This is a genomic window from Paraburkholderia sp. RCC_158 (assembly GCF_041355255.1).
Lineage (GTDB): Bacteria > Pseudomonadota > Gammaproteobacteria > Burkholderiales > Burkholderiaceae > Paraburkholderia > Paraburkholderia graminis.
The window spans coordinates 30,736-47,477 of the sequence record NZ_JBFUPM010000032.1 but is presented as its reverse complement, the minus strand read 5'-3'; the positions used below and the strand labels follow the sequence as shown (position 1 = coordinate 47,477).

Below are 16,742 nucleotides of genomic sequence, written 5' to 3'. Positions count from 1 at the left end.
CTCAGCGCTCTCATTGTCGTTCACATCATTCTGCAAGGTCCCGCAGCATACCAGCCTCCGCTATTGCAACAGAACCCAGCTTGCCTCCGGAAACGGGCTCAGCTTCGGCAGCATGCTCGAGGCAGGCGTGGTTGGGGCGCTGACCGCAGGGGCTTTTTCGGCGTTGGGCGCAGGCTCGCAAGGGCTCCAGCAGATCGGCAGCAAAATTGCCAACGGCACGGCCACTATGGCTGATGTAGGGCAGGCTCTAGTGTCAATTGGAGAGCGAGGGCTCGTGAATGCTGGCGTTAGCACTGCTGTCTATGGTGGGAGCTTCGGAAATGCTCTCGAAAATAGCGTGATCAGCGACGTGGGCGCCATCGGTGCTGCTGTGATTGGTGCAGCATCAACTGATAAGGATTCGGTCCTTGCGGAGAAGAGTCCAGGCTACGTGCTGGCGCATGCCGGGCTCGGGTGCGCGCTGTCGGCTGCCGAGGGCAACGGATGCGCTGGTGGGGCGATCGGTGGGGCTGCAAGCGCCATTATCGCTCCCGTTGTGCGAGACGCATTGTATGACGGGTCGGAAAAAATCATGTCGACCCAGTACTTTGATGGATCGACTGCTCAGACGACTATCTATGACAACTCTGTACTTAACGCGTTGACGGCAGGCGCTGCCACCCTTCTTGGCGGCGCCGCCGCAGGTATGGCGGGGCAAAATGTTTTGGGCGCGGTTTCAGGTGCTGAGAACGAGGTGTTGAACAACACCATGGCCGACAAGACTCGGAACCTGATGAATCATGGTTATGATTTTGTGACGCAACTGGCCAATGGCACACCTCTTAACAAGCAAGACCTCGTCGATACGCTCGCCGGACTCACGGTCGCGGAAAACGATCCTAATCTGTCGCCGACTGAACGCTTAAACATCACCGGTGCGAAACTCGCCGCCTACAATGCTGGTATTAACGCTGGCGTACAGTCGTCGAATAACGTCGGTGCGTTGATATCGGCAGCGATCGGTTCGATGGCGTTTAGTGGCGGTGGCGATGGGCCGATGCTGGGCGCAGGTAGGCCGAGCAACGTATTGCCGACGACGACAGGAAGCCGTACAGCAGTTCCTATTGGGGCTGCAACCAGTGCGACGAACAGTCTCGGCATGCCAATTGGTGAAACGTCGCTGACGATTTCAGGAAAAACAGGTACGTTCGAGTTCGCGGGTACCCAATATCCGCTGCAGATCAATCCTTCCGGCTCCACTGCAGCGACAAATGTGGACGACCCCCAAACATCGGCTTTCTCGTTGCTACAAAATTTGAGTGGGGGGGCAGCAGTTGTTGCACGAGAAGTCTCCGGAGGTACACTCTATCAAGCAACAAACGCAGTTGGTCAAACGTACACATTGCGACCGTTCTCCACGACCTCGGCTCAGACCGGAATACCCGAATGGACATTGCAGGGGCCGAGTGGTTCTTTGCCGGGAGGGGTAAAAGAAATTAAGCTTAGAGGCTTATGACATGTTGATAACGAACGAAGAACTTCATTTGATCGCATCTCGATGCGAGGGCCTGCAATCGATAGCCCACCTCTACGAAGAAGTGTGTGCTCGTCGACCGACTTGCAACGCGGCAGAAGCAAAGGAACTGTTTCTATGTTGTATCCACACTTTGATGCAACAAGGCCGTTTGCGGTTTTTGGGTGAAGGATGGGTGCGGGACGGGGTCGATGAAAATTCCCCCCTTATGTTCGGAGACGAACCCTTCGGTCCATGCGACGTGGTGGTCAATGGACTTCGACAGCCGACTGATCCCAGTCCTAATGGGGTGGTGCAAATGATCGATGCGAAGTGGCCCAGCGAAACTGTTCCAGCCTTCAACACAAAAGAGCAAGGATTCGATCCTGTCTGGTTCGAAAAATGGTATTTCGTTTGGTGCGATGAGACAGGCAGGACAGTCACGTTTTAGCGGAAGTCCTGAAAAGAGGGTCCGGGAGTGGCCCTCTCTTCCTTGTATTTGTCATCGAACAGCGCGGATTGCACCGTTCACCTGGTAGTCCGGCAATTCGCCAATCACCAACGCCGGCGACAATCTGCTTGATCAATCAAAGAAACGTCGAGTGCATCAGTAGCCTGATCGCGGCCGGGAATAGCGCGACCATTTCTGTGGCCCGACCAGTTATCAACTAAGCCCAAACGCTGAACGCCTACTGGCATTCTCACTGGGTGCAGGAGACCGGCGACTTTAGCCCGGACAAGCGTCACGATGTCTGGGCGTGTGGTAGTCCCGAAGAATGCACGGCGCTGTACGGTAGTGCCTACACAAACACGGGCGGCACGATTGATCCGCCAACGCCGGTCGGCAATATCGCTGCGACGATCGAGGCGCCAAATCTCTCCATCACGTCGAACGGCGTCATCCAGAACGTCGGCAATGTCATCGGAACGTCGGTGACGCTGACCGGCCAGAAGCTCATCAACGGCATCACGACCGCGAACACCTACACACCGCGCGTGAATGCGCCGTCCCAGGTAATTTCGCTGAGCCCGGTGAATATGCCGGGTCTGAATCTGTCGACGCCGCGTCAGGTTGGTGCCGCGATTCCGAAACCCGTGGCTGGCCAGGCGTCATATGTTGACCAGTCGCTGGGCGCATCGGCGGTCGGCGGTCTCAGCCCTCAGGCGCTGCTCGACAATCTGCCTGCGAACCTGCAGCCGGGCTCGGCACTGTTCTACTACAACCCGCAAGAAGAAGACCTGGTGCTGCAACAGGCGGCGTTGCAGCAGACTGGCAAGGCCAGCTTCATCGATGGACTGAGCTACGACAGCAAGACGGGCACGTCGGTGACGGAGCAGGAGAAGGCCTATCTGTACCAGAACGCGCTGGATTACGCGAAGGCGAACAATCTGCAACTGGGCGACGCGCTGACGCAGACGCAGGTCAGTGAACTCGACAAGCCGATGCTGTGGTACGTCGAGCAGACTGTGCCCGATCCGTCGTGCACGGCGGTTGGTCATGTGACTTGTCCGGCCATTACAGCGCTGATGCCGCAGCTCTATCTGCCGAGTGACACGAGCGCGATGTCGGCGGGCGGCAATATCCAGGGCACAAACGTCACGCTCAATTTCAACCAGGATGGTAACGGCAGCATCCTGAACACCGGAAGCATCACCGCCTCCGACACGCTGACGGTTAACACGAACACGCTCACGAACCAGGCGAACCAGGTCGACATTGGCCAAATCTGGAGCAAGGTGAAGGGCGGATACATCGACGAAACAGGAACAACGGTTCAGCCGGGCGGCTTCATGAGCGCGGCGAACATGGACCTGAACGTTCAGACGCTCAACCAGATCGGTGGCGCGCTGCAGCAACTCAATGCGGACGGTACGGTAGACCAGGCAGGCACGCAGGCGCTGCTCGCGCAGTTGCAGGTGCAACTCGGCACCAACTTCACGCAGACCACGGTTAGCGACAACATCCATACCGACTTCGTGAAAGACGGTGGTGGGCTACCGACGTTTGTGGTTGCGGCGATTGCGATTGCTGCGTCGATTGTGACGGCGGGCGCCGCTGCTGCGGCAATGGGGGTCGCACTGGCCAGCATGACGCTGGGCGAGTCGATGGTTGTTGGCGCTCTGTCCGCCATGGCGGGAAGTGCTGCAAGCCAACTGGCCTCCGGGCAAGGTTTGAATTTTGGTTCGATCCTGGAAGCGGGGGCGGTCGGCGCGCTCACTGCCGGTATCACGAATGGCATTACCTACAACAGCGCGACCGGTGAGTTTGGGCTCAATGACTTGGGTCAAGGCTTGAACACGCTACCGAAGGGCGTGAGTACGCTGGGTCAACTGGCAGGCATCAGCAATATCGGTAATTCACTGGGACAGGTCACGCAAGCTGGCTCGGTCGCAGCTACCAATCTCCCTGGGCAACTTGCAGCACTGGGGGCGACGGCTACGATCAATGCGGGTGTCGAGACTGCAATCGAAGGGGGCAGCTTTCTCAACAATTTGCAAAGCAGCGCAGTAAGTGATTTGTCTGCAGCAGGTGCATACGCGATTGGTGATCTGAATAACGCGAATTTCTTCGGGACTGGCACGTCTGCAGAGTTGGCTTACATCGCTGCACACGCGGCATTGGGGTGTGCAGGCTCAGCCGCGCTGGGGACGGGGTGTGGCGGTGGTGCCATCGGCGCAGCCGCAAGCGCGGCGTTGAGCCCGGACTTCATCAAGGCGATTGATCCCACAGGTGCAGCCCTGGATTCGGGGCAATTGGCGGCATTGGCGGCATTCGGGACACTTGCTGGCGGTGGGCTCGCAGGCATGGCCGGGCAAAACGCGTTAGGTGGCGCGACGGCTGGCCAAAACGAAGCGCTGAACAACGACGCAGGAAGCGCGGCCCATACGGCAACAGCCGTGAAGAACGGCGGGCTGGCTGGACAGACGCTGCTCCTCCTGTACACCCTTGCGCCCTGGCTGCCGGGAAATCCGATGGGCCAAGCGGTCACTTTCACAGCAACTTCGACGGCGCAGGGTGTTCTTGGGCAGATTCAGTCGCAGAACGGCCGGACACCCCCTGCCGATGCGAATCCTCTAGTGGATGCGAGCAACGGCGGGCATCCTCCGGCGACCGGCGGTGCGGTGGTAACCCCGCCTGCTTATGCTATGACACCAGAAGGCCCAGTGCCTGTAGGGCCCGGCGTCGCGATGCCAGGCGGTTCGCCGGGTAATGCCATTCAATCAAGCGGCAATAACACTGACAGCGCTGGTACGTCGGGTACGAACCAGTTTCCCGCGACAGATGCTGTTTCGGTAACGGGAAATCGTTCTATCGACAAGGCACAGAGTTATGAGAGCGCCGTGCAGGATATGTACAACAACACCCCGTTCGCGGATCGGCAATACACGGCTATCGTGAATGGTCAGCGCGTTAGCGGTGTAGCTGACGACGTAACGATGCTCAACGGGAAGCTTACTGCAGTAGAAGCCAAATTCGCAGACAATTGGTCCACGTCCCTGCGCAATCCAAACAGTCCCAATGGAGCGACCCCATGGGCTCAAGCGGAGCAACAGAATATGGTTGCCCAAGCGCAGAAATATTCTGCTGGCTTCGATGGCGGCGTGGTCTACCATACCAACAGTCCCCAACTCGCGGCTTACTACACCACGGTATTCAACGATGCCGGGATCAAGAATTTCAAGTTCGTGATTACACCGGTCAAATGATCAGGAAGGAAATTATGACCAGCCAGTTGGAGAGGCTAGAGCAAATCTTGGGCGGCAAGTTGGAGAGAGATGACGCGCGAGTGATTCCGGGAACCGTGGCCGTAGACGGCACGGAGTTCATTTACTTCTCGGATGACGGAAAAAATAATTTCCGGAAACAGTTTAGAAATCTTACTGAATTCACCACTCCACCTTACGCCCAGAGCGGTGGCGTTAATGAGCGAGGCTGTGCGATTGCGCTGCCGGACGGGCAATTGTTTCATGCAATCGCTTACCACGGCGATACTGAGGGCTGGCGTAAGGACATCCACGCAGGTGCAAAAGCATTGAGTGTGCTCCTCGCTAAAATTGAAGGTGATAAGTTGGTGGTGTCCGATGGGCGCACGTTTTCGCTGAACGAGTGCAAGATCGCGTTTGATTGACGCTAGAAGTAGTCTCCGCCGCCGTACGGGCTGCTACGCGTCAAATGGCGGGCTTGCTGAAGGGCTACCGAGCCGCCAACCGGACTCGTCGTGCAAAAACCCCATCGCGGGAGTGGCCGCACCCGGTAGCTGTGGCGGCGTGCTGCGACGATTCAGATCAAGGTATTTCACATAGATCGCAGCCGATCGAGGCAATTAAGGCCCTTAATACGATGCTCGTGGACACGCAGAGCGTTCATGGCTTCACAGGCGATATTCGTCTACGACGCGACGCTCGGCCATCTCCGTAAGGCGTCACGTCAACATCATCGCGGGCAACAACATCAGGCTCAATGTATCGGGCGCGATCACCGACAATCTGCCCCCACCAATGCCGGTCACGAGAACTACGGTTCCAAGAACAGTATTTGGGCTGTATGACGGCAGGCGGCTGCAAAGAAAGCTACTGCGAAGGCTACGTCGATCAGCAGTCAGGCAGCTCGTCAGTCATTAGCGCTGGCAACAATCTGCAGATCAACGCTGGCAGCCTGACGAACATCGGGGGCCTCATTGCAGCGGGAAATACGGCGACGATTGCAGTGGCAGGCCCGGTGGTCAACGAAGCGCAGACGCTCAACGCTTACTGGCATTCGCATTGGGTGCAGGAAACGGGGATGTTCAGCAGCGACAAGCGTCACGACGTTTGGGCGTGTGGATCGCCAGCTGAATGTACGGCGCTGTACGGCAGCGCGTATACCAGCACCGGCGGCACCATCGATCCGCCGCAGCCCGTCGGCAATATCGCGGCGACGATTCAGGCGCCCAATCTGTCAATGGTTACGCGCTGGGTATCGCCTGATGAGGCGAGTCAGTGGCTTGCGACCCAGGGCACTGCGATCCCAAGTGGAATTGGGGCGGGCGGTCGTGTGTACGTGACGACACCGGGGGCTCCGCAACATGGGGCACAGGCCCGGTGCAGATCAATTTGGCGGTTCCTCAATCCGCGATCAGCACGGCTGGCAACGCACAATGGGGGCAGATATTCCAACCGATAACGAGCATGCCGATCTACAACACGACGATTGTTGTCCCGAAAGGCGTGACGATTCCAGGGCATTGAATGATGGGCTTTATTGACGTTACGCCTGAGTATGGTTTGGTGATCAGGAAAGACGCGCTGCGGGAGCGCAATGTGTCGCTTGAAGCAGTGCTGGCTGCCTTGAAGGCGGATGCTCCTTTGGACAGTGACGATCGGTTGATCTCGTTTGGGCCGTCGTTTGGCCAGGAAGCTCTTGATGGATTGATCAAAGAGCTTGCGGGCTTAGGGTTGCAGTATTTCGACGACTTCGTTGAGGTAGTGGGCACCTATCCTGAGTGGTGTCGGTTCAGGGTGGGCTACGCAAAAAATAGGAATGGCAAACGCGGCTTGCAGGATAAACGTCCACTCGCGACGAGATCAAGGCCGCCCATCATGATGACGCCTGTATCGACTACGGCGCCGGCGTCGCACAGTTACAAAACTCGTTGATGCAATAGCCCCTGCCTTCGAGACAGTGCGGGAGATCAGAATCGTAATCACATAATCTTGGAAATACGAACGATCAGCGAATTACGAAGTATGCGAAATAGATAATTTGAAGGCGGCTCATGATTTCTCCGCTCCTAAGTCGAAGTTGTAATGAAAGCGTAATTAAAAATATTTGGGTAGCTGTATCGGCCCCTCTCGCCTTCGTCTCGCATCCGCAGCTACTTCCCTGAGTGCTTCGATGCCGGCGTCGGTGAAAGCGGTTATTGCGACCACTTCATTCGGGCCACCACCCAGACTGTCGATTACACCGAGACATCCGTCTTCCGGCCCCAGATTCACCAGAGCAAGTTCCTGCAGCCAGTCCTCGGGTTCTTCAAGCATCCTCGCGACACATGAGATGGTGTAGACGTAAGAGGGTGCGGCCATCAGGCATACCCCCGGGTCGATCCTAGAAACATCGTGGTGGTGGTCGCGTCGACCAGTGGTTGTAGTGTCGGTCAGTTGGGCCTGCGGCTGGGACCAACCCAGGTGCAGCCGCGCTCAGCCCTTGTGGCGTCGGGTCGGCGCGCACCGCGTGAGAATCCGCTGCCAGCCATTTCGTACCCGGGCAGCGTCTGAGAGGATATCAAGGTATTCGTCATGATCAACTCTGTCGTCGGCGGGAGGGGCCTGTTCGGCGTGCTTGCTTAGCAGGGCTTTTCGTTCGCTGGAGCTGGTCGCCAGAGAACTGATGCGGCTCCAGGTCTCGCAAGCCCACGCAAATGTCTCGCGCATGGAATAGTCGATGTCGAGCAGGTAGTCGCTGTGACGGTGCTCGCCCAAGCCGGCCTTTGATCTTCTACAGTTGTGAAAGACGTGCGCTGCCTCGTGAACTACAAAGTCGGCGAACGGGTCGGCCTCACGGAAGTACGTCGCAGAAATGTAGCAGGTCGCTTCCTGGCTCAGACCCACGATGTTGCGAGCGTGCCCGGATAGGGGTGGAACCCCCAGGCTCTCCAGATATATGTTCGCCACGGGCATCGAATCAGGTTGGCAGATTCCTGAGGTGGATTTCATGCTGGCGTAGTTCCTGTTGAGACACGATTCCATCGCGAGAACTGAGATTGATCCGGTTCAGCGGATTTTAGGCGATCTCCATGTGGAAAGCAGCAGTGGACGGTTCACCCGCATGCACCATCGCAGACCCTGGCGCGCCGACATGCCTGGTTCGGGCATTTCCATGCAATGAGGTTAGGCGTTATCGCGCCAGGTAGACGTACCGGTGGAGAAAACCTGTGCGTGCTATGGCGCCCAAAACCGGCGGTAGCCTATCCTGCAATACCGTGTTTTCAATGCGCATTTTGTCGCCCCGCGTAAACGTTTTGCGTTGAGGTTTCCGTCGCCGCGTAAACGTCCGTTCAGGCCCCGCACCATCATGTGCGAACGGGTGAGCAAGGGCGTTGCGTAGAGGTCTTCCTCCTAGAGTAAACGGCACGCGTATGCCTGTGCGTTGAAGGATGCGTAACCCGTGCGTACCGTTGTGTGCATGTCTCGCGAATGGACACGCGTGTAACGTGTTCAGGGTCGGCACGGCTGCGTGCGTATCAGCTCCGCTGACGGTGTCGCAGGCTGTGCGCGTGACTGACCATTGATGTTCGATGCGCTACGCTTGTGTGCGTCCCGAGTTCGTTCCCTTGTTCGATGTGCATATGCTGCGTACCGTTGGTCGACGTCCATGCGTAACCGGGACGATGCCGGTCGAACAGTGTGCGTGTCAGAAGTAAACGGAGATGCGTATGGGAGGATGTGTCGCGCGCGTACGACAGGCGCGAAAAAGTGGCTCGTTCTCACGGGTTCCCGTCGCTTCCCAGGCATTCCCATGTGCTCTTGCCATGCGAAAAAAGGTGGTTGACGCGTGTGCCCGCTGTACGCAGGATGGTGTGACGGTGGTGCTTGATGGCGTGTGCGACGGTGAGCGCAGGAGGGTGACTCATGCCTGTGGCGAGGGTTTATACAAAGTCGCAATGGGAGGCGTTCGCCCGCGCGCTCGATGCGCTACCTGAAAAACCCGAGGCTGAACATGGCGTCACGGTGCGCGATGCGATGAAAGACATGCGTGCACGCGTACGCGCGGCGCAGGCGAAGGGCTACACACTGGAGCAGATCGCGGAGCAGGCGAAACCGCACGGCATCGACATCACGGCGGGAACGATCCGCTACGCGCTGCGCGCAGCCGGGAAGGGCAGCGGTGCCGGGAATGGCACACGCCCGACGTCGGGCGCGCGAGCGGCAGTGCAGGCGGGCGGCGCAGCGGTGCGTCAGCCCGATGCTTCGCCGCGCGCGAATCAGGTCCGCAAGGATGGGGGGAAGACCGTAACCAGACAACCCATGCCGGTGCAGGGCACGCTCGGATTTGCGATCCGGCCCGACACCGACGATCTGTAGGAAGCCGCCATGAACACGACAGTCGACACGACAGTCAATCGCATCTATCTCGTCGGCGGAGGCAAGGGCGGTGTCGGCAAGAGCGTGGTTGCGCTTGCGCTTGTGGATCACCTGCAACGCCGGGGCGTGAACACGGTGCTGGTGGAAAACGATACATCGAACCCGGACGTGATGCGCGCGGTGCACGATGAAATCAATTGCGCATCATTCGATCTGGACGCAGCGGGCGGCTGGATCGACATGGTGAACTACTGCGACGCGCATCGCGATGCGGTCGTGGTGGTTAGCACGGCGGCACGCAATCAGGACGGCGTCACGCGATACGGCGCGACACTGGGCAATACGCTTGATGAACTCGGACGGCGCCTCGTCGTGTTCTGGGTCATCAACCGGCAGCGCGACAGTCTTGAACTGCTGCGGCAGTTCAGCGAAACATTCCCGGATGCGACGGTACATGTCGTGCGCAATGGCTACTACGGCACGCCTGAACGCTTCGTGCTGTACCACGATTCGAAGCTGCGCAAGACTATCGAGGCGAAGGGCCGGTCGCTGGATTTTCCGGAACTGGCCGACCGCGTTGCGGATGACCTGCGCAGCCAGCGGCTGTCGGTACGCAAGGCGGTTGAGACACTGCCCATCGGGCAGCGCGCGGAACTGCTACGCTGGCGGTCGTGCTATGACGCGATGTTCGCGCAGGTGACAGGCGATGCGTGAGCGACGTACGCGGCGGGAGCGGTACCCGCGCCCGCCTGATCCACTCGCGCGGCTGTTCCTTGAAGTGAGTGGCGAGCCGCCGGACGACACGACCCTGCTGCGTATGCGCCGCGTGTCGGCGGCGCTGAACCTGCGTGACAACGACGCACTGTGGTCGGTGCTGGCGGCGCTGGAATACTACGTGCGGCTCTACGAGGCGATACCGGAGCGCGTCCGGCAGGCGGGTGCTGGCGGCGTCGATGCGGCGCGCGCCGAGGCGCAGGCGGCCACGCAGGCGCTGATGGCGCAGCATCGCGATGCGCTCGCACGCTGCAAGGAAACGATCACGCTGGCGGAGAGGCTGACTGCCGAGCACGAGGCGCGCTACCGGGCAGCGCTTGCTGCGCTCAACGATGAAGCGCTTGCTGCGCTCACGCAGCGGGCGGCGAACCGGATTGCGCGTGTTGCCGGGAACCGGCTTGTGGCGGCGACGGCGGTCGCGGCCCGTGAACAACGGCACCGGCTCGACGCGACGCTCGGGTCATTCGAGCAGGTCGCCATGCGGCGGTTCGTGAGGGCGTGCCACGGCCTGGTGGCGGGCGGACTGGTCGTGATGATGCTGGCAGCAGGTGCGGGCGGGGCGGCAGGCTGGTGGGCAGGGCACCATTGGGCTCGGGCAGAGGCCCTGCCGTCTGCGGGAACAGGCGATACCTCGTCGGTATCGCCTTCCATCAGACCGCAATGAATCGCGCAGCATGATGAACCCGCCGGCGCGGCGGCGCATGCGAGCCGCCGCGCCGTGCTGGTCGAAGGCAAATCATCGGAGTGCTGTAACCGCCATCGCGGGCGCGCAGCAATGCCATGTCTTAATGGCTCCCGTGCTGATACTGCGTGCCGGTCGCCTCCACGGCAGTGAGGAAAAGACCGGGCGAGCCCACGGCTTTGGTCGCGAACACGGCCATGCGGATATCGTTGACCATGACGGACTCTCCGGTCCAGGGTGGACGCAGGCGGCAGGGCGTGATGAGGTGCCGCTTCGCCTGCGCTGCCCCGTTGCCAGGGCGGCGGTGGGTTACGCCGCGAGCGGGCCGGACTGCGCGGTGCTCACGGTGCCTATGCTGTCAGCGGTCGGGAAGGGCCATGCTGGCTGCGGACCGGCGGCGACGGGCGCGTCCTGTGCATCGGGCGGGGTGTCGTTGACCCGTTCCGTACCGCGACCGGCCCCGCGCTCCGTGTCGGCGTCCTCGCCTTCCGGCGTATCTTCCGTATCGGCTGCGGTGTGCGCACCGTCGGTGCCGTCCTCATCCTCATGGTCCTCGTCATCGTCGCGACTCTCCCATGAGGGTGCGGCAGGAACTTCCCGGTCGGTAAAGATTTCGGGTACCCAAGCGACTTTCGCGAGCCGCAGTTCGGCGGCGGCTGCAGCGTCGGCCTTCTTCATCTTTTTAAGGTCGGCTGCGGCCGTCGGCGATACCGCTGCAGCGACGACTTCCGCAATGCGCGCCTTGCTGACATGGTCGAAATACGTGGCGCGGGTGGGCGTCCAGTACCCCGTCATGTCGAGGTTCAGCGCGCCTGCGAGCGCGTTGATTGCATGCGGCCTTTCCTCGCCCGCGATCCCGTCAAGCAGGGTGCCGGTGCAGAACGCGAGCAGACCGAGCAGCGTCGTGCCGGGGTCCTGCCTGACGAGCCAGGGCAGCAGGTCGGCCCGTTTCGAGGGCAGTTCCCTGATCCATCGCGCGCGTTGCATCCCGATGGCGTGCCATGCGGGGCTGGTTTCCAGGTCGTCTGCGGCGCGCAGCAGACTGTCGTGATTGTTCGTGCCGGTCAGGGCGAGGAAGTCACGCGCGCACGTGTGCCCGAAATGCCCGGGCAGCGCCTTCGGGACCAGGTGATGCAGCAGCGCGGCGAGCGCCACGGCGGGCTGTGCGGCGAGTTCCGCGCGCATGGCGGCGGTGCGATGCGCGGTGAGGCGCTGGCAGAGCTTCGCGTTGTGGACCGGTTTGACCTTCGGGACTGTTGCGGACACCGTCTCGCCTGCTTCGGCTTCGGGCGTGCCGGTGATATTCGCACCTGCGGCTTCGAGCGCATCGGCGTTCTCGCGGCGCACGAGGCCGCGCTCGATGACGAGCTCGCCCTGCGGTCCGACGATGACGAACGCACCGGCTCCAGTCATCTGCTGTTCGTCCCATACGAGTGCGACGCTTTCGAGCGCGATGAGGGCGGCATTGACGCGCTCGATCTCGTCGCTCAGGCGGTCCGCTTCCTCGTAGGCGCTTTCGTCGTCTTCCGGCAGCGCCTCGAGCTTTTCGGCGAGTTCGTCCTGCTGCGCGGTGAGCGCGTCCATCTGCTGCTGTTCGTCGTCGGTGTACGGACGCTGGCCCGGACGCAGCCTGCCATAGCGGTTCAGTTCGAGAAAGTCGCGCTCGACACGTGTTTCAATCCAGCCCCATCCTTCTGCGCGCACTTCCTCCGCGGCGGCGTCGAGCTTCTGCGCGACGAGCTTCTGCAACAGTTCGGCGTCGGCAATGTACCCGGCGTTTTCGTCGTCGCTGAACAGATCGCGGCGAACGTAGCCGCCCGCTGCTTCGTAGGCGGTAACGCTGACGAAGCGCACGAGCCGGCTGCGGCTCGCGTCGATCTCGTCACGGGTGATGGCCTGTCGCAGATAGTTGGGCTGGCGTTGCCAGTCGTTCGCGTCGAACCAGATACGTTCCTGCGTGTCGTGATCGTCCGCGAGCGCGAGCGCCGCAAGCTGGTCGAGCGTGATCGCATCCTCGCGCAGCAGCGCGAGCAGCTTTGGTGACACGTTGGCGAGCTTCATGCGGCGCCTGACGGTGAGCGGTGATGCGGAAAAGAGCGCGGCGATGTAATCGACGCTGCGCCCTTCCTCGGCCAGCATCCGGTACGCGCGCAGCACGTCGAACGGGTCGAGTCCTTCACGTTCGCTGTTCTCGATCAGCGAAATGGCGAGGGCGTCGCCTTCGCTGACGATGCGCACCGGTACCGGATAGTCGGCAGCGATGTGCTTCTGCTCGAACAGCAGGTCGAGCGCGGCCTCGCGGCGCTGGCCCGCGCAGACGCCATAGCGGCGCTGTTTGGTCCGTCCGCCCTTCATTTCGTGAACGACAAGATTCTGCAAAAGGCCCTTGGCGCGGATGTTGGCGGCGAGGCCCGGAATACCCGAAAGGGGTTTGGTGCGGGCGTTGAGTGGCGAGGGCCGCAGGCTGGAATACGGCACGGTGATGACGGGCTGCTCGTTGCCGAAACTGGTTTCGAGCGGCGATGCGGTTTCAGTGGTTTCTACCACGGCGGTTTCAACTTTGACTTGCATGACTGACTCCAGAAGGTTGGTAAGAAGGTTCCGGGTCGGGTGCGGCAGTACGCATCAGGACTTGACCCGGAAAGGAGTCCTGATCGAATGGACGGGGCGGCGCGGAAACGCCGGGCCTGCGGTACTTACGCCTTCATCTGGCGCATGGCCTCAGCGAGCATCCACAGCGCGCGGTTGAGTTTCACGTTCTGGTCGATGCCGGTGATGGGACGGGTGGACATGGAGCGTCCGCTGCGCGAACGTCCATGCAGCCCGCCTTTGGTGAGGTTTTCCTGGACTCTTTGAAACACTGTCCAGAGGTCGTCCCGGCGATCTTCGAAGCGGCGCGGGGCGAGCAGGCTGCTTTCGGTGATGGGAGCGGGCGTTTCGGCGTCGGTCGGGTCGTAGCGCAGCGCAAGCGCGGAGCGCGCGAACGCGTGCTGTTCGTCGCGCCCGAGCGTGAGGGCCTTCATGCCGTCTTTCTGTTCGCGGATCAGGTCGAAGCCGTCGAGCACGTCGAACGCGCCGTTGATGACGCTCTGCACGATGTTGCCCTTGTGGGGGACGCGGATATCGCGCACGGTGTCCCCGGCCACCATGCCGTTCTGGCAGACAAACCGGTAGGCACCCGCGAGCATCTGATAGCTGCTGGTGCCGTCATGCGAGTTGATCAGGATGATCTCGTTGGCTTCTTCGCCGGTGATGTCGTCGGCGTGCCGCATGCGGATCATGTGCTTGGTGAATTCGCGGCGGTCGTCATGGCGTACGCGCGTCTGGCAGACCATGAACGGCTGGAATCCTTCGTTGCGCAGGCCGCGCAGCACGTCGATGGTGGGGATGTAGGTGTAGCGCTCCGAGCGGCTTTCGTGCTTGCCGTTCGCGAAAATCGAAGGCGCGACCCGGCGGATCTGGTCGTCCGACAGCGGCGAGTCGGAGCGGAGCGTCGGGGAACCGTAACGGAAAGAGGAAGCGAGTTGCATGGCACTCTCCACAACAAAAAAGATTGATCGGTGTTGCGCTGACCGGGCTCCAAGGTTCCGCCCCGTTGTAAGGGTTGGGCTCGTCCTGGTGGAACGCGGGGGTTGGCTTTACCGCCGCCAGTCTCCTGAGTTCGCGCCCGTGCGACTCAAGGAGCCGGTGGCGGGCAAACGTCAAGGAAAAAAGGCGAGGGAGGGGTGCGGGCAACACGGTCCCTCGTCCCTTGACGTTTGCCCGCTATCGGCTACGGTCGCGGGTTGTCGGGCGGGAACCCAGGAGACTGGTGGATGCGAAGCGCCGGGTTTGACCGGGATGAGCCGCCGCGCGGCGAGCGCGAATGTGGAGGCCGCGTGCGGCCTTCACCTGACTGGGATTTAGACGTGTCGGGGTTGGGGTTTTGCGCCAGGGATTGAAGCCCGGGAGGGCCGGGACGCCGCCGGCGGCCCGGTGCGAAGCACGAGAGCCCGCCCCGAGCGCAGCGCAGGGGGCGCCCGGATAGAGTTTCAGGACCGGGATGACACAACCTGCCGCACGATCACCTGACACACGCCGTTGAGGACAACGCCATGGCAGGCGGTGGCGGCGTTACGGTGGACGCGCTTGTTGCGGCAAGGCCTTCAAGGTAGGTACGATGGACCGCCTGTGCCCGCGCCGGTACCTGGCGACAGAGCCGGCATCCTTCACATCGTTGCTAGAATGCCGGACTGGAAAACAGACCGTTACGACCGATGCCTTTGCCAGCCGATGTCGAACTGCTCACGGGTATGAGCATGCATTCCCAGGATGTCATGCCGAACCCGCATGGCCCCGCGACCAGCCGTTCACGGACCAGCGCATTCTCCGGATCGCGCATCCGGTTCCGGGACCACGAACTCATGGTGATCGAGATTGGACCCTTCGCGCATGTGCACGGCACCACCGTGACATTTCGCGCGCAATCGGTGGGCGCGCAGGCCGTACAGGTGGGCGCAATCATCAAGACGCGCTGGGGTATGTGCGAAGTAGTGGCCTGAGCAGACAGGGCAGGCGGGAGGTCCCTCGCTGACTGCCCGCGTGAGGCTGACGCGTGAGCACGGATGCGGCGGAACGCGAGGTAACGCGACGTAGCGCGACGTAACACGGCTAACCGGCTTCGCGCGCTGGCGCAGATCCTTCGCGGCGTTCTGGCCGATCGCATGACGGCGCCCGAGGTTCAGCAGATCGGGAGATAGACGCATCGCCCGCACGGGTGTGCACTATCGGGAGGACTGTGTGAGGCGCAGCCCGTAGGCGGGACGGGTTTTCCTGATCAGCGCCCGGACAGGAAACCGGACGCGACCGGCAGTGTCGACGTGCTCATGCCGGAAGTGCCAGTGGTCTCCCCCGGGTGTTGCCTGGCGGTTACACGGGAGGTTCTCGCCGGGCGCGGCGTCCTGCGAGTTCCCCCGCTCCATGAAGGAGCAGCAATGGGGCTCTCCCCGCTATGCGTCGATCAGGATGTCCGTCATGGTTGTTTGAGCGTGGGTTGCGGTCCGTACTGCCATGTTGGCATGCACGCTGTCGTCGACCACCCTGCCGGCAGCGGCTGGCCTATGCTTTTTTCCTGACTGCCTTCCCCGTCTGGCCAGCATGGTTCCGCGGCAGTCCGGCGCGCCGCAGTGGCAGGCGTACCGCTCCCGAAGCTGGCGCGTATACCGCCCTTCCACGAAGAGCGCATAGTCGATGCTCAGTTCAGCGCCCGCCCGCACCCGCTTCACCGTGCGAATGAAGATCCGGCCGTCGCGGTCTTCGGCTTCGCAATTGGGGCGACACGAATGGTTGATCCATCTGGCGCTGTTCCCACCGATTGCGCCGTCGATAACGGTACCGCCGCCGACGTCGAAGTAGAAGGTGTGGTCCGGCTGTGCCGGATCGCGCGGGTGACGAAGCAGCGCCTCATCCCACGAGATCCGTTCGCCCAGGTACTCGCAGATGAGTTCGCCGGCCGCGAGCGCACGCGTGGCGAATACGCCTCTGCCGTGAACGGCCGACCGCCGTACAGCAATCCTGCTGCGAGGACGCGGAACAGTGGCAGCTTTTAACGAGGTGTCAAAGGCGTTCATCAGCGGTGTCGTCTATGCGGTTGCGAGAGCCGAAGAAGCCAACTCCCGGAAAGAAGCACAGATTGCACGGTAGCAATTCCGTTTGCAACCGGTGCAGCGCGTCGCCTGCGTCAACGCTGCGAAG

Annotated in this window: 13 protein-coding genes and 2 pseudogenes; 10 read left to right on the top strand and 5 right to left on the bottom strand. The window is 61.3% G+C overall.

What is annotated here, in order from left to right; all coding sequences use genetic code 11:
- The 6 genes and pseudogenes from AB6809_RS33610 to AB6809_RS33585 all read left to right on the top strand — a co-directional run.
- A partial coding sequence (locus AB6809_RS33610; protein WP_371028212.1) for a DUF637 domain-containing protein occupies window positions 1-1,495 on the top strand: 1,495 nt, incomplete at its 5' end.
- A gap of 1 nt (window position 1,496) precedes the next feature.
- A complete protein-coding gene (locus AB6809_RS33605) occupies window positions 1,497-1,943 on the top strand; it encodes a hypothetical protein (RefSeq protein WP_371028211.1) in 447 nt (148 codons plus the stop codon).
- Window positions 1,944-2,055: 112 nt separating this feature from the next.
- Window positions 2,056-5,200: pseudogene (locus tag AB6809_RS33600) on the top strand (DUF637 domain-containing protein); the annotation flags it as partial.
- A gap of 14 nt (window positions 5,201-5,214) precedes the next feature.
- Window positions 5,215-5,622: a hypothetical protein gene (locus tag AB6809_RS33595; RefSeq protein WP_371028210.1), complete on the top strand. Its 408-nt coding sequence runs from the start codon at window positions 5,215-5,217 to the stop codon at window positions 5,620-5,622.
- Between the two features lie 301 nt (window positions 5,623-5,923).
- Window positions 5,924-6,443, top strand: a pseudogene (locus AB6809_RS33590) (hypothetical protein); the annotation flags it as partial.
- Between the two features lie 278 nt (window positions 6,444-6,721).
- Window positions 6,722-7,129, top strand: coding sequence for a hypothetical protein (locus AB6809_RS33585; protein ID WP_371028209.1), 408 nt, complete (start codon window positions 6,722-6,724; stop codon window positions 7,127-7,129).
- A gap of 162 nt (window positions 7,130-7,291) precedes the next feature.
- Here the strand turns inward: AB6809_RS33585 and AB6809_RS33580 are convergent, their stop codons facing one another.
- Window positions 7,292-7,510: a hypothetical protein gene (locus tag AB6809_RS33580; protein WP_371028208.1), complete on the bottom strand. Its 219-nt coding sequence runs from the start codon at window positions 7,508-7,510 to the stop codon at window positions 7,292-7,294.
- A 159-nt stretch (window positions 7,511-7,669) separates the two neighbouring features.
- The gene (locus AB6809_RS33575) at window positions 7,670-8,185 is read right to left on the bottom strand and encodes a hypothetical protein (protein ID WP_371028207.1); all 516 of its coding nucleotides are present in this window, start codon (window positions 8,183-8,185) and stop codon (window positions 7,670-7,672) included.
- 915 nt (window positions 8,186-9,100) lie between these two features.
- Here AB6809_RS33575 and AB6809_RS33570 point away from each other — a divergent pair.
- The 3 genes from AB6809_RS33570 to AB6809_RS33560 are packed head-to-tail and all read left to right on the top strand — an operon-like array spanning window position 9,101 to window position 10,991.
- Window positions 9,101-9,553: a hypothetical protein gene (locus tag AB6809_RS33570; protein ID WP_371028206.1), complete on the top strand. Its 453-nt coding sequence runs from the start codon at window positions 9,101-9,103 to the stop codon at window positions 9,551-9,553.
- 9 nt (window positions 9,554-9,562) lie between these two features.
- Window positions 9,563-10,267: a P-loop NTPase gene (locus tag AB6809_RS33565; RefSeq protein WP_371028205.1), complete on the top strand. Its 705-nt coding sequence runs from the start codon at window positions 9,563-9,565 to the stop codon at window positions 10,265-10,267.
- Window positions 10,260-10,991: a hypothetical protein gene (locus AB6809_RS33560; protein WP_371028204.1), complete on the top strand. Its 732-nt coding sequence runs from the start codon at window positions 10,260-10,262 to the stop codon at window positions 10,989-10,991. The genes AB6809_RS33565 and AB6809_RS33560 overlap by 8 nt, the downstream gene beginning before the upstream one ends.
- A 327-nt stretch (window positions 10,992-11,318) precedes the next feature.
- Here AB6809_RS33560 and AB6809_RS33555 read toward each other — a convergent pair whose 3' ends face one another.
- Both AB6809_RS33555 and AB6809_RS33550 read right to left on the bottom strand, forming a co-directional pair.
- A complete protein-coding gene (locus AB6809_RS33555) occupies window positions 11,319-13,580 on the bottom strand; it encodes a ParB/RepB/Spo0J family partition protein (protein WP_371028203.1) in 2,262 nt (753 codons plus the stop codon).
- A gap of 125 nt (window positions 13,581-13,705) precedes the next feature.
- Complete coding sequence (locus AB6809_RS33550; protein ID WP_371028202.1) at window positions 13,706-14,539, bottom strand: DUF932 domain-containing protein; 834 nt, start codon at window positions 14,537-14,539, stop codon at window positions 13,706-13,708.
- Window positions 14,540-15,412: 873 nt separating this feature from the next.
- Here AB6809_RS33550 and AB6809_RS33545 point away from each other — a divergent pair.
- Window positions 15,413-15,550 (top strand): hypothetical protein, encoded by a 138-nt coding sequence (locus AB6809_RS33545; protein WP_371028201.1) that lies wholly within the window; start codon window positions 15,413-15,415, stop codon window positions 15,548-15,550.
- A gap of 447 nt (window positions 15,551-15,997) precedes the next feature.
- On the opposite strand, the gene AB6809_RS33540 is transcribed toward AB6809_RS33545, so the two are convergent.
- On the bottom strand, window positions 15,998-16,618 hold the full coding sequence (locus tag AB6809_RS33540) for an SET domain-containing protein (protein ID WP_371028200.1): 621 nt from the start codon (window positions 16,616-16,618) through the stop codon (window positions 15,998-16,000).
- Window positions 16,619-16,742: the final 124 nt, after the last annotated feature.